Origin of the sequence: Photorhabdus australis DSM 17609, assembly GCF_000711895.1 — a bacterium.
In the GTDB taxonomy this organism is placed as follows: Bacteria; Pseudomonadota; Gammaproteobacteria; order Enterobacterales; family Enterobacteriaceae; genus Photorhabdus; species Photorhabdus australis.
In genome coordinates, this window is sequence record NZ_JONO01000046.1 from 25200 (window position 1) to 39647 (window position 14448).

General features: G+C 42.1%; 11 protein-coding genes. 5 read left to right on the top strand and 6 right to left on the bottom strand.

The window, feature by feature from the left end:
• Window positions 1-49: 49 nt before the first annotated feature.
• The 4 genes from BO26_RS13630 to BO26_RS13645 are packed head-to-tail and all read right to left on the bottom strand — an operon-like array spanning window position 50 to window position 6806.
• Window positions 50-1801: an ABC transporter ATP-binding protein gene (locus BO26_RS13630; protein ID WP_036772230.1), complete on the bottom strand. Its 1752-nt coding sequence runs from the start codon at window positions 1799-1801 to the stop codon at window positions 50-52.
• Window positions 1788-3587, bottom strand: a complete 1800-nt coding sequence (locus tag BO26_RS13635; protein ID WP_036772231.1) for an ABC transporter ATP-binding protein — start codon at window positions 3585-3587, stop codon at window positions 1788-1790. Before BO26_RS13635 ends, BO26_RS13630 begins: the two co-directional genes overlap by 14 nt.
• A complete protein-coding gene (locus BO26_RS13640) occupies window positions 3577-4824 on the bottom strand; it encodes an MFS transporter (RefSeq protein WP_036772234.1) in 1248 nt (415 codons plus the stop codon). The genes BO26_RS13635 and BO26_RS13640 overlap by 11 nt, the downstream gene beginning before the upstream one ends.
• Window positions 4821-6806 carry a TonB-dependent receptor gene (locus tag BO26_RS13645; RefSeq protein ID WP_051690983.1) on the bottom strand — a complete coding sequence of 662 codons (1986 nt, stop codon included), beginning with the start codon at window positions 6804-6806 and terminating at the stop codon, window positions 4821-4823. The genes BO26_RS13640 and BO26_RS13645 overlap by 4 nt, the downstream gene beginning before the upstream one ends.
• A 296-nt stretch (window positions 6807-7102) precedes the next feature.
• Here BO26_RS13645 and BO26_RS13650 point away from each other — a divergent pair, with 296 nt between their 5' ends.
• Window positions 7103-8083: a helix-turn-helix transcriptional regulator gene (locus BO26_RS13650; protein WP_051690984.1), complete on the top strand. Its 981-nt coding sequence runs from the start codon at window positions 7103-7105 to the stop codon at window positions 8081-8083.
• Between the two features lie 96 nt (window positions 8084-8179).
• On the opposite strand, the gene BO26_RS13655 is transcribed toward BO26_RS13650, so the two are convergent.
• Window positions 8180-10033: a polyurethane esterase gene (locus tag BO26_RS13655; protein WP_036772238.1), complete on the bottom strand. Its 1854-nt coding sequence runs from the start codon at window positions 10031-10033 to the stop codon at window positions 8180-8182.
• A 439-nt stretch (window positions 10034-10472) separates the two neighbouring features.
• Window positions 10473-10706 carry a hypothetical protein gene (locus BO26_RS23510; protein WP_157835558.1) on the bottom strand — a complete coding sequence of 78 codons (234 nt, stop codon included), beginning with the start codon at window positions 10704-10706 and terminating at the stop codon, window positions 10473-10475.
• Window positions 10707-11076: 370 nt separating this feature from the next.
• Between BO26_RS23510 and BO26_RS13665 the strand changes: the two genes are divergently transcribed.
• The 4 genes from BO26_RS13665 to BO26_RS13680 form a co-directional block, all read left to right on the top strand.
• Window positions 11077-11922 (top strand): phage tail protein, encoded by an 846-nt coding sequence (locus BO26_RS13665; protein WP_036772240.1) that lies wholly within the window; start codon window positions 11077-11079, stop codon window positions 11920-11922.
• Between the two features lie 2 nt (window positions 11923-11924).
• The gene (locus BO26_RS13670) at window positions 11925-12548 is read left to right on the top strand and encodes a tail fiber assembly protein (RefSeq protein ID WP_036772242.1); all 624 of its coding nucleotides are present in this window, start codon (window positions 11925-11927) and stop codon (window positions 12546-12548) included.
• Window positions 12549-12749: 201 nt separating this feature from the next.
• A complete protein-coding gene (locus tag BO26_RS13675) occupies window positions 12750-14006 on the top strand; it encodes a phage tail fiber protein (protein ID WP_036772243.1) in 1257 nt (418 codons plus the stop codon).
• Between the two features lie 151 nt (window positions 14007-14157).
• A partial coding sequence (locus BO26_RS13680) for a helix-turn-helix domain-containing protein (protein WP_036772244.1) occupies window positions 14158-14448 on the top strand: 291 nt, incomplete at its 3' end.

Consider the following 14448-nt stretch of genomic DNA (forward strand, 5'->3'; position numbering starts at 1 on the left):
GAAATCCTATAAAAATGGCGGTTACGTAATAAGTCGGATACCAGGTGGGTTACACCTTGTGCGGGTGTAAATGCCAATGCTCTTCCGAGCCAAGGTGATTTTTCCAAAGAGACTGGTAAAGCGGGCAACGCCTTAGTAATTCATCATGGGTACCGCTATCACAAAGGGTTCCATGATCCATCACCAATATTTGATCGGCGCGGGTTATCGTGCTCAGCCGATGAGCGATGACAAAGACGGTTTTATTCTGAGTAAGAGAATCAAACGCTTCTTGTATCAACCGTTCATTTTCTGGGTCCAGCGAAGCTGTTGCTTCGTCCAGGAATAAAACAGGAGACTGTTTTAGAATAGCGCGAGCAATGGCAAGCCGCTGACGCTCACCACCAGACAGCGTACCACCATCCACACCCAACGGTGTATCGTACCCTTGTGGTAATGCCATAATCGTATCGTGGATATTGGCAAGGCGGGCCGCTTGTTCCAGTTGCAACTGAGTTGCATTGGGATCACCTAAACGGAGATTGTTAGCGATAGTATCCTGAAATAGTGCGGTTTCCTGGAACACCATGGTGACGGTGTCATACAGTGCCTGAGTTTGGTAATGATGGATATGATTCCCACCTAGACGGATTTCACCGTTATCCAGTTGATAGAAAGAGAGCAATAAATAGGCCAGCGTGGATTTACCACTGCCGCTTGGCCCCACAATGGCGGTCATACTGCCTTGTGGTGCATAAAACGAAACGTTTTGGATAGCGGGTTGACGAGTACCTGGGTAGCTAAATGAGATGTTATTAACTTCAACATCATATTTGGTTGGCGCTGCTAATGGCCCAGAGACTTGTGTAGCAACAGCTTCTATCTCTGCAATGTGGGTTTCACCTACTTGCGTCAATGCAGTTATATTGAGCAGAGGAATGATCCCGCGTAAAGGGGTAATCGTGGCGAACAACAACAGAATAGTGATAAGCATTTCCGAAAGTGTTAATGCTTCTGGTGAATTAAAGCGCATGGCGCCCGCCAGAATGCCAACGACCACGCTGGTATCAATAATGATGTAAAACAAACTCAATAGCGGAATACTTCTGAACACCCCGCGGCGGAATGCGACACGTAATTGGTCGATTTCGCGGTCAAAACGCTGTTCTACCGTTGTGGTCGCTGCCGCAGCACGAATAAAGGACATACCCTGGGCGTACTCTACAATTGCTTCAGATGCATCAGCCATCATAACGGCGCGCAGGCGCAATATTTCATTCAGTCTTTTGCGGATGGCCCCCAGGATGAGCATGCCAACCATCAGTACCAGTAATGCACTACCAGCAACGACCCAATCGAACCAGAACAAAGCCAGATAGATGAGCGTCAGCATCATAACCTGACAGGCGATTTGCGGTGTGGTATAGGCTGACTGGTTTTCCTGCCATTGCACATCTTCAGATAACGTTAACGCTACTTTTCCGGCACTCAATCCCCGAATTGTGGCTACCGACATACTGACCAGCCGTTGTAGCAAAGAGCGGCGGATTTCTATACCCAGTCCATAAGCGGCAATGGTGAGTTTACGTAATGCGCGGGTCATAAAAGCGAACCGGATCAACAGTAAAATAACCAATAGTGCCAGAATGATAAGCGGCAGTATGTTGTTGCCACTTTCCTCCAGATGAGTGATAGCCCAGGCAGCAATAGCAAGTTGAGCAATAATCGCAACGGTATCAAGCTGCTTATATAACAATCCGTTGAACCAAACCCGTTGCAGTTTTGGTGACAGATGTTGTTGGAGACGATTAAATAGCCCCATGATAATTTGCTCCTGTCCCGGTATTTTCTCGCCGCCAGGCAGACCACTGTCTGGCGTATGCGCCTTGCTGTGCGACTAGTTCATCATGAGTTCCTTGTTCAATGATTTGTCCTTTATCCAGGACCAGTATTTGATCAAAATGACGGATAGTCGGCAGGCGATGGGCAATAACAATCACTGTTTTATTGCGACATAAGGCATTGAGTGCTTGTTGCATCTCTTTTTCACATTCTGGATCGGCATAGGCTGTAGCCTCATCTAATACAAGAATGGGGGAGTTTTTCAGGATAGCTGCCGCAACGGCAATACGTTGTTTTTCTCCTACAGACAAGCTGATACCGTGGTTAAGCACAGTGTTGTAGCCTTGTGGTAACTGTTGGATAAATTGATGTGCTTGTGCTGCGACGGCAGCGGCTTCAACTTCAGCCTGTGAAGCATCAGGACGGGCGAGTCGTATATTGTTGGCTATCGTATCGTTGAACAGAAATACTCGCTGAAAAACAAAAGAGAGGTTATTACGCAGAGTTGGTTCATCCATATTGCGGATATCAACCCCACCAACAGTAATTTGGCCTTGTTGAGGGTCCCAAAGACGAGCAATTAGGTTCGCTACTGTGGATTTACCAGAACCACTGGCGCCTGTTAAGGCTAATGAACTGCCGGCAGGTATAGAAAACGAGATGTTATTTAATGCGTTATCCTGTTCATCTTGATAGGCGAAACTGACATTATGCAAAGTAACGCTATGATCGGCAGGTGTTTGACTCTGAATACATGGTGCCAGTTCAGGCTGGTTCATTAACCAACGATAGCGTGTGATCAACGCCTCTTGTTGTTGCAAACGTGTCATCACAGCGAACATCGATGAGGCGATATTGCCGAATGCCATGGCTGCCAGAATAAAGAAAGTGAATTCAAATAAAGATATTTCTTGTCGGTTGAATAGCCAAACTGCTAAAGGGAGTACAAACAACAGATTAGCGCTGGCTAGTACGAAAAATCGGCTGGATTTGACCTGCACTTTCTCAACCCAAACATCGATAATACGTGTCAGAGCGGTAAATGCCCCTTCAGCGCGTTGAAGTGCAACATTACCGCCTGAATAAGTTTTTACTACGGGAATTGCGTTGATAACTTCACCCATTGTTGAAGCAATACGATTTTGGGCTGCATAAAAGCGCTGAGTCGTGGTTTGTACTTTCATCTGAATATAGATGAATAATAAACAAGCGCCAAAAGTTGGTGCAAATGCCGCTAATGCTAATCGCCAGTCAATGGCTAACATGGCACTCAATGCGATTAGTGGACCGAATAAAGTTGCTGACATCTCTGGAATGATATGGGCAATACCATCCTCAAGTTGTTCTACGTCATCTAACATCATTTTCTTTATTTCGGTGCTGTCGGTTCGTGTGAAGAAGCCTAAAGGAACGGACTTCAACTTACTGCTGATGTTACGACGAACATCAGCTTGAACGTCGGCGGCGATCAAATGAGAAACAAACGTAGAACCGCTGAAAGTCAACATAGCGGCAAAAGTGAAGCTCAATAACATGACGCCGTAACTTAATAGCGTGTCATATCGGCCATCATAGATAGATTGGGTGATCAGCCCGGCAACGGCTGCCGGTAGTATTTGCAGACCGGCGGAAACGATGGCAAGTGCAATAGCAACGTAACTCAGAGTGCGATATGGACGCATCATATTCCACAGCTCTTGAATGACACCGGCATCGGCAGCACGTTGTTCTGGTGAGTTCTGAATAGAAGAATCATTACTGCGCATTCACGTTCTCCTTTTGGAAATCGCGGAATTTGTGTAGTGCCCAGAACAGACCGGTGAGGGTGAATAATGATGCAAGAGCGAAAAGGGAAGCATAGCTTACTTTGGTGACAATGACTCCACCTAGCATAGAACAGATGATCGCAATGCTCATATCTGCGGATTGCATCAACGCAAAATCCACACCAGACTGTGTGCCCGCTGCCAGAGACATCATCTGGGTATACAAGGCAACAAATTTAGCCGCGGTGATTAACGTGATGAAGACGTATGCAGTTGAAAGTAGGGATAGCGGGGCTTCTGATTGTTGGGCAAGCCAGAAAATACCCACCAATACCATACACTCAAGCAGCATCAGACCCAATAATGTTTGAATGGCACCTAATTTACGTACAATGATGCCGCCAAGTAAGACACCAGATAACCCGGCTAATGCACCACCACTGGCAGCAATGATGCCAAGTTGGGTTAAATCTACTCCGCGATCTATCAAAAACGGAGAGAGCATCCCGAGTGAAAGGCGTGTACCAATCATACAGAGCAATATTAAAACGAGTGCCTGTTTGACCGGGGCACGGCGTAATGCACTCTTTAATGATGGTGTTGCCGCAGGCTTTGAAACATCCGATTCTTTCTTTTCCTGTGTTTCCCTGATGAATAAAACAGGCAGTGACATCAATAGAATCAATATGGCTAACACACCAGCGCCAATATGCCAGCCATACAGCGAGGTAAGATATAAAAACAGGCCGCTGCCTATAATAGACCCCAGATAACTGCCTCCGACTTGCATGACATTGCTCCAGGGGCGATGCTGTGGGGATAACCGGTCAATAGCATGGCCATCTGTCGTGGTGTCCACTACGGTCAGACAAAGGGTAATCAGAAACAGGCCCGTGATAATCAGTGGCATATGCTCAGCGGGTTCTGCTAATGACATTGCACAAAAAAGCAGTGTAATTAACACATTACCACAGAGCATGATGCGGCGAGAGTTGGCATCTCCCGAACCGGATTTACGATAGCGTTCTACAATGGGAGCCCAGAGGAATTTGAACGCCCAAGGCAACATCAACAGATAAAGTAGCCCTATCTTATCTGGGGTAACACCGTGGCTACGCAGAAATGCTGGCATGCTTTGTAACGTTAACATACCAATAGTACTTTGGATGGTGTAAACACCAGCCAAAGCCAAAAGTAGCAACGAGACATGACGGGGATGTGAGATATTGTGCGTCATAGTGCAACGCTCACATCCAGCCCAACATTCAAGCCTTTACTCATCATGCTGAACGTGTTTCCTTGTTGGAAACTGGAAAGACGGTACTTTTTGTTGCCTAAATTTTCGCCATAAAGTTTGACATTGATGCCATGTGCCATTTCTAAACTTAATGAAGCGTCGTAAAGTGTATATCCTCCTTGTTCAAGGGTATTTGCTTCATTAAAGTAGCTTTTTGAGTAGTAGCGTGCACCGGCATTTAAATAGAGGTTACCCGGTAACAATGTTTGATCAATGAGGTAGTCGACACTTGCATTGAGCATGACATCTGGCGCATAAGGCAGACGTTTGCCGTTATAACTTATGCCATTTGTTGTATCGGTTGCATCAGTGAAATTTGATTTACCTACACTACCGCCAAGAGAAAACTTAAGTCCTTGCATCGGCTTGATCTGACTACTTAGCTCAATACCTTTACTTTCCGCTTTTCCAGCGTTGCGAATAGACTGCATACCAATGGGGCCAACATAGATTTGTTTATCTTTTGAACGTATGTAATAAACAGCGCTATCTAACGTCATTGCATTATTAAAGAACGAGGTATGCCAGCCGAATTCATAATTGTCGGAGGTTTCGGTATCGTAAGGCTTTCTATTATCGGCAGAGGAAACAATGTTATTGAATCCGCCGGGCTTATAACCTTTAGTTGCAGAAACATAGAAACGGCTATCGGGTGTCAATTGCCAGCCCAGAGCCGCTTTAGGTGTGAATTCGTTGTTAGAAACTTGGTTATCGAAAGCGTCGATCTTCATGATGTCAGATCCTGAATAGTCGATCTGGGATTTTTCATGTGATAAACGACCGCCAAGGGTTAGATCCCATTGAGCAGCAATCGGTAATTTAACTTCACCAAACAGTGCTAGCGATTTTCCTTTTATTTTGTTGTTGGCATTATTATAACTAGTGTGATGTTTGTTGTTTTCATCTGAGAACCAACCGCCAAGAATGCTGCTAATCCCATTTGAATAGCTGGAGTTTAAACGTAGTTCCTGGGTTGTGGCGTGATGTTTCTCTTTCCATTTACCCCCGATGAAATCACGGAAAATATCGCGATCCTGATAGGAAGTAACACTGGTTAATGTACTGTTACCAAAATCGTATTCAGCTTTGAGTGTATAACTGTTGACCTTTCTTGTCAGATCAGGGATAGAGCCTTTATATGTCTTCTGTCGAAATTGTTCGTCGGTTAAATAAAGTTCTTCATGTGAATCGAGATCTTCATGAGCAAAGCTAAGTTCAGCGCTGAAAGGGGAATCTTCTGGCGCAAATGTCAGTTGTCCTTTACCTAGCCAGGTTTTGCTGGAGTCAATATTTTTATCACCACGATCTGGCATATCGATTTGCCCAGACTCGTTTATCCAGCGCAGGCTGGTACTGCCGTAAAGAACGTCCTCAATAAGAGGTATTGATCCGCTGAAGGAACCGCCTTGTTTCAACTTAGAGTAGTTACCAGAAAGGTTAAGCCAAGGGCCTTCTTTTGGTGAACGGGTGATAATGTTGATAACACCAGCTTGTGCATTTCCGCCATATAAGGTGCCCTGGGGGCCGCGTAATAATTCTACACGTTCTACATTGATTAATTCTTGTGTTAGAAACTGGTGATCTTGAGGAACGCCATCAACATAAATTCGAATAGAAGGTGAATAGAAATCGGGTGAACTGATACCCCGAATTGTGGTTGCTGAATAGGTTCGGTTACCGCGTGAACGGATTTGTAAACCCGGGAAAGCGCGCTCAAGATCTTGCACTTGGGTAATACCTGCTTGCTCAAGTTCTTCGCCTGTTTTAACCAAAACGCTGCCGTCAACTTTATTTAATGCTTCTTCCCGTTTGTTAGCTGTCACGACCAAAGTATCTTCTGTGGCTTCAGGCGAATGTTCTGCCCAAACCATAGGCGAAATTAGGCAACATAAAACAGAAGCCTTAGCATATTTTCTTTTCATATGAATACTCTCTATGCCTTTTCAAATCATGTTTTACAAAAATTAAGTGTGGTAAAACAAAAAACATATAGAGAAGGCTAACCGGAGTAATAAAAGGGGGCTAACGGGATAGGGACAAAAGTAGCGCGATACGTACTATTGATAATGATTATCATTAATGATAAATTGCGTGATATTTACGTTCCGTATATATATATAATATAAAAATATAATGTCTTTAATATGCACAATATACTGTTTTAGTGTGGATAGCGCTTTTGAAATGGTGTTTGATGCTAATTTTACAGGGGGATCTCATGAAGACGATCTATAGCAAGAAATTGGGAGTTTTCGCTGCTGACCATTGCAATTGCATGCATTTACAAGAGGAGGAAAATAATACAAGTCCCGCATTACAAACTGAGGAATTATCAGACGGAATTCACATAAATCGAATTCGTTTTGAGCTTAACAAAGATTTCACAGAATATTGTGAAGGGCCGCCGACGGTATCAATTGCGTTTATTTTGAGCGGGAAAGGGAAGATGGCGATTGAGAACGGCGATGTTTTAGATATTAATCCCGGCACAATGGTATTTTTCTATTCACCTAAGATGACACGTGGCATGAATTTCTTTGGCTGTGGAATGTGGCATATTCTTGATATCCGTTTTTCTTTGAATGAAATTGAAGCTCAGGAATTGCCATGCTTTACCCAATTGACGTCGGGCTTTGAGAAAAATGTTAGCTATAGTGATGTTTTGATGATGGCTCGTCCGATTTATCCGCCATTTATGCAGATAGTCAATCAAATAGAAGAATGTCAATTAAATGGTAATGTTAGAAAGGTTTATTTGAAGGCGAAGGCGTTAGAGATACTTGCTTGTGTGGCGGCTCAAATTTATGATTGTCAATATAATGTGATTAATGGTTTGCAGCGCCGTGCGGTTTATAATGCAATAAAAATAATTAACAATGATTATCATTCCCCCTGGACAATAAAGTCGCTATCGAGAGCGGTTGGTTTGAATGAGAGAAAATTAAAAGAGGGATTCCGTGCTGTTGTTTTTCGCACTTTCCATCAATATCTGGAAAATGTTCGTATGACCACAGCGGAAGATTTATTGAAGAAAGGGATGAGTGTTATTGATGTTTCTACCGCAGTGGGTTATTCCAGCCCAAGTCATTTTTCTAAACGTTTCCGGCAACATTATTTGATCAACCCTAAGGCATGGCAAGCGAAATATGCTGTAAGCCATACATTACTGGCAGATCATATTGCAGTGGAAAGTGAGTAAAATTTTTTATTTTATCGTTGATTATTAGGTGAGTTCCCAAAAGGTGGCCATTTTTGATGGCCACTCTATGGATAGGGATATCGCATGATTTTTATGTTATGCCAGTATTATATTATCTGCGAATAGGCTATCCATGCTGACGCCAACTAAAGTGACTGAGTTTTGGCCGAAGGTAAACACTAAGTTATTGTCTACCATAGAGGCGTGATCCAAATAACTACTTTTATCGCTGCTGCCTTCGGTACCCAGGAACACCAGTTTGTCTGTTTTGTTGTAACCGTAGATAATATCTTGTCCAAATTCACCGCTAAACAGGAAGGTATTATTATTGCCTTGGCTTTTCAACACATCGTTACCTTCACCGCCAACAAAGACATTGTTATTACCAAAGCCGATCAAAGTATCATCACCATCCAGGCCGAACAACCAAGAGCCGGAGGTTTTAGCCGTAAGAGTATTGTCCCCGTCGTTGCCGGTTACTGAATTAGCGTATTTCGTTAGCCCCTTATTGGCGGAGTACAAACCATCATTTCTGACTTGAGAATCGACATCTTTGGTGAAAAACAGCCAGGTACTTTCCTTGCTTCTTACTGTGGAGATATCTGTAGCAATGGTGATTCCACCTTGTGCATCGCGCAGATACAAGGTACCCGCTTTGTCATAAGCTATTTCCGCACCTTTCAACGACTTTTGTAAGTCAAAGGTATTATGACCTTGTCCGCCAGCAATAACGTTAAATCCACCATCATCACGGAATATATCATTCCCGTTGCGTCCTTCCAGATAATCGTTTCCTTTACCACCTTTAATTAGATCGTTGCCGTCGGTACCGATAATAAAAGTACTGCCAGTGTGTTTTTCAGCATTGCGGTTTAAATCCTGTACCCAGGTATTTACACGAGCGACGTTGGAAAGATTGCTGACAACAATAGTCGAATCTTTATGAGTCAGGTCGTAAAACACTGAATCCATAATGCGCTGCATGCCGCTCTGGTAAAACGGAGTGACATGCGAAACCCAGGTTGATGGATTAGCAATAGAGAAAGGCAATACATTCCACCAGTTTGAGGCATAGTGATCATTAAAGTTAACAATATTATTTGTCGCAGAATCCTTTGGTGCATCGTGTACACCGGGTGATGAGGAAGTGACGCTGGTACCCGTCAAAACGCGGAATACTGGGTCATTTTCATATCCCACGTTCAACACTTTGCCGTCCTTCTCATACTGTGATGGTGAAGCGAAAGTTATGTAGTTAGACTGGGAGTAGAATCCACCCCATTTTTCATTACTGGCCTCTGCCATACTGTTCGTCGCTAAACCGCCCAAACTATGACCACTGACCACAATGTCACTTCCGGTAAGGCCATTAGCTTTAGCGTAATTAGCCACATGATCCAGCAACCGGCCAAAAGCGTTTGGTGTATAGTTATTCGAATATTCTGTCTTTCCTAAGCCGACCAACACATTGTTGATAATGTCACCAAATGTATCGGTGATTATTGTTTCCCGTGGGCCGCTGGTGCCGCGAAATGCAATGCCAATAGAAATCAAATTGCCGTCGGCATCATATTTTCCCATCACTTCCGCTTGGGCAGTGGAGTGACTTGATTTTTCGCCATAAAAAGTACCTCGGGCATCTGTTTTACCCTGATAGCCTAACTCGTCAGCGCTGATAGTAAACCATCCAGCTTCGTTAAGCTTATCTCGTGCTTGTTTTTCCGAATCTGGATTCCAGGGCAATTTAGGCGTGATGCCTTGTGAGGTGGTGCTGCCGATAATAGCCTTTAATAACGTTAATGGCATCCCTAAGCCAAAACCGTAATTGTAATATCCCTCAGCAAATCCACTCCCCAGATTATGGTAGGCATACCCGGAAATGGCTTTAGCGTCGGAAAATAACTCTTTTGAAGTAGCGTCATCAAAATCTTTATACTGAAAAACACCCATGATGCATATCCTTGTAAGGTTAAAATAAGGTTAAAAGAGTGTTCTAAAAATATTAACTAACTAGGTAAGTATAGATTGTTATAGATGATTTAAAGTTTAATTATCTGATAATTTATAAATTAGTGAGCCATCATGAACATTTGATATTTTTGCGTAACATGTGTTGAATAATTGTTACAATCATGCTAACAAACGAACAAGCAAGATTAAAAATGGGGTAAATGATGGATGGCAACAGTTCATACCACTATCAAGGGGATTTATGAATTCGATTTAGTATTTATAAAAAGGCAGTGGAAAAGCGTTATCGGTGATTCACTCAATCAATTGAATAAATCCATGGAATTATGTTTAGCATCTTAGAGTCAACCTATTTGCGCTATAATTTTGTTTGAGATCTCTTCCACCTCATACAATTTATGGATCGCGATATCCCGGATTAATGTTGGCTTAAGTGGGATGATAATGTCGTGAATTGGGTTGTGCAGCGATAGAGCCACGAATGGCACCAAGGTAAATTAAGTTGCCGCACTTCATAGCTTTGCTGTTGAACCTTACTATCCATTTCCGCTGCAAGGAGTGCCTCAACTGTCGATATGGGTATCGGGCCATCAAGGGTCATCGAAGAGACGATGAGATTTGCATCGTGCATATTCAAATGGAGGTCGGACATGGCAGAGGCCAGAAAATAATTGGGAAAATATTTATCTTGGCCATTACCTTATATTATTTTCCTGTTTTATTTTTCGCTATTTTTTCACATATAAATATTTGTGATTTCTTATTATCAGTGGGTTATAGTAAAGCCAAGAAATTTTTTCATAAAAATAAAAGTGTAAAATCGGAGTTTTTAATAATTATCAAATATTGACCTGATTGTTTTTCACCTATTATATAAAAACAATTAATCCTGTAAGTTATAAAAACGATTCATTGTTATTTTTATGTACTAAACTATGATTGACTCCAATTGAGAGAAATTACTTGTACAATAATTTAATATGTTGATTATAGAAGAGCATGATTTAATTTAAGAGGAGTATATGAACAAAAAAAATGATTTTAAGGCTTTTTCTATTAAGAATGGCGCTAATGTGGTGAGTCAATATTCTTATGAAAATAGCCCAGAGTTACAGACTGGATTGACACCCAATAGTCCTGTCGATATTCACTTGTTAAATAAGGCATTGCGTCAATCATCAACCATATCATCTGTGGTGGCTGATTTTATTGCGACACAATCAGGTGATGATGTTCTGGATGATGGTGATCTGGCTAAACTCACCACCCAATTAAATCGAGCATTAAACCAAATAGTCACTGATGGCAACGTGCCCAATAGCCGGAAAATAAATGGTAAAGCGTTGACTGAAGATATTAGTCTGAATGCGAGTGATGTGGGGGCATATACTCGAGCAGAAGTGGATAAATTGATTAAAACAACCAGTGAAATTCCTGTTGGTTCTCCTATTCCCTGGCCATTGCCGCATCCACCTTCCGGTTATTTCACTTGTAATGGCTCCGCTTTTAGTAGATCACAGTATCCCAGGTTAGCAGAAGCTTATCCTGATGGCAGGTTACCCGATTTAAGGGGGGAGTTTATTCGTGGATGGGATGATAGTAGAGGGGTAGATCCATCTCGTTCATTATTGTCATGGCAAGAAGGGGCTTATTCGGTTCAAGACGTTGGTAGTGGTGATGCTCTTATTACCTTCACGCACAATGATCGCACAAAATTACAGTGGGATATTCCCCAAGATAACAATATTTCGGTAAGAACTAGATTCATTGGAGGTAATCAAACAGCACACTGGATGGCGGATAAGAACTATATAGGAGTGTCAAGACCCCGCAATATCGCATTTAACTACATCGTAAAGGCAGAATAATAATGACACACGAAAATATCTTAGATACTGAAACCGCTATATTAGGTGAAGATGGTTTAGCAACTAAAGCCGGCTGGATAAAGGTTTATCATGTTAATCCTTATTCGAGAGAATTCGTTGGCACTAATGTTGAGTATGTGGCGGAAGGGGTAGGTGTATCCGCACATTCTTATTCTGATGCGCCAAATCTTCCTGATGCCGATAATCTGGCTGTGCGTCGCAGTGCGGACGAAAGCCATTGGGAAATTGTCCCTGACCATCGAGGGAAAATAGCTTACAACACACAAACGGGTGAACAACAGGAAGTTTCTGAACTGGGTGAATTAGCAGAAACATTGACATTCGAGCCACCGGCTACGGATTTTGATCAATGGGATGGTGAAAAATGGGTAACGGATATTGAAGCGCAACAAACCAGTCAGATTAAACAGGCAGAACAACAACGTGATATTTTTCGTCAACAAGCCAATGAGGCCATAACGGTATTGCAATATGCGGTTGAAACTGAAATGGCATCGGAAGCTGAAAAGGCGTTATTACTCGATTGGAAAAAGTATCTGGTATTATTAAGTCGGATTGATACTTCACTGGCACCAGATATTAACTGGCCTGAAAAACCGCAATAATAATAGCATTAATGTTTTTACCGTCTTTTTAAATATTGATAAAAAGTTTTTTAACCGGCGTTTTAATTTAATAAAAGCTCGTTTAAAAACGAGCTTGTCGTTGTGCTATGGATAATTGCTATAAATTAAAGAGAGTTTTTTAATAATTTAATGTGGTGATTATAATAAAGAATTATTTAATTTGGGAATTTAGGAGAGTATATGAGCCAAAAAAATGATTTTAAGGCTTTTTCTATTAAGAGTGGCGCTAATGTGGTGAGTCAATTTTCTTATGAAAATAGCCCAGAGTTACAGACTGGATTGATACCCAATAGTCCTGTCGATGTTCACTTGTTAAATAAGGCATTGCGTCAATCATCAACCATATCATCTGTTGTGGCTGATTTTATCGCGACACAATCGGGTAGTGATGTTTTGGATGATGGTGATATAGCTAAACTTACCGCGCAATTAAATCAGGCGTTAAAACAAAAAGTTTCAGCAGAAATTCCAGGTGCCTCATTGACACAAAAAGGCATTGTTCAACTGACTAATGAGATAGGTAATAATGACACATTAGCAGTGACACAAAAATTGGTTCAGGAAATCGTTAATTCATTGCGTGGAAATATTGATAGCAAAGTACCTAATAGCCGGAAAATAAATGGTAAAGCATTGAGCGGTGATGTTAGTCTGAATGCGGGGGATGTGGGGGCTGCATCAACTAATGATGCAATGCGTTTTACTAATTTGAATGGATGGGAAAACATATATAACGGTTGTTCTTGGGTTGCCCCTAATACGCCTTTCGTCACTCGATATGGGTTGCCAAATGTGTATGGAGTCCAGTTAAGATTTAGTAATGTAAATGGTGCATCAAGCGAAGGAATTGAGGGAGTATGGAGCCACAGATTGGTTTTCATACATGGGGGAGATACATATCGTACAGATTACATAAATGCGGGGGCTAAAACTACACGTAAATTCTGGGATGATGCTAATGCTAAGCCGGATACCAACGGATTTCTCAAGAGAGCCTCTCCGATAGTAGAAATTTACCCCGATGGCACATTCTCAACTAATGAAGAATCAGAGGGTGCAGACGTTAAAAAAGAGGGGACCGGCATATATCACCTGTCAAATATTTTAGGGTATAACGCGGATGGTGGTTGGGGAATACATGGGGGTATTTCTGTTCCTCACGATAATAATAATCTCGAGCTGATTTTTGTTAAGGATCAAGTTCAGCCTGATGGTTCCATTATTGTTAAAACTTTCCACCGTCAACATTCACATTTACCTGAAATGTTTCAGAATTGGCGAGTTAAATCTATTGATGACAAGGGTAACAAGATATTCTACCAGGATGGTGAACCCTGCGATATTCCCGATTATTGCCGTTTAGATATTCGTGTCCAAATGCCGGAAGATTCATTGTGGAATTTGAGACAAAACAAGTTGCAGGAAGAATATAGATAATATGTACCTCTAATCACAATTTATAGTAATACAGGGCCTAATATGGCCCTGTATCTTATTATTTTTCATGCAACTATCCGGTTATTTGCAATATACCCGTAATCATTGAAGATGCTTGATTTTATCCGAAATGGAGATCATTATCCTCGCTATGAAAATATTTATTACATCAGAACAAAAAATCAAACTTGAACGTCTTCACGACACCACTCGCGATGGTCAAGTACGAGACAGAATAAAAGCCATCCTTCTGGCTTCTGAAGGGTGGAGTTCTGTGATGATCGCCCAGGCATTGCGACTCCATCAGACCACCGTTGACCGCCATATCAGTGATTACCTCAATCAAGGTAAACTGAAATCGGATAATGGGGGGTCTGACAGTTTGCTTTCCCGAGAACAAACTGATTTTTTAATCAACCACTTATCTCAACATCTTTTCCAT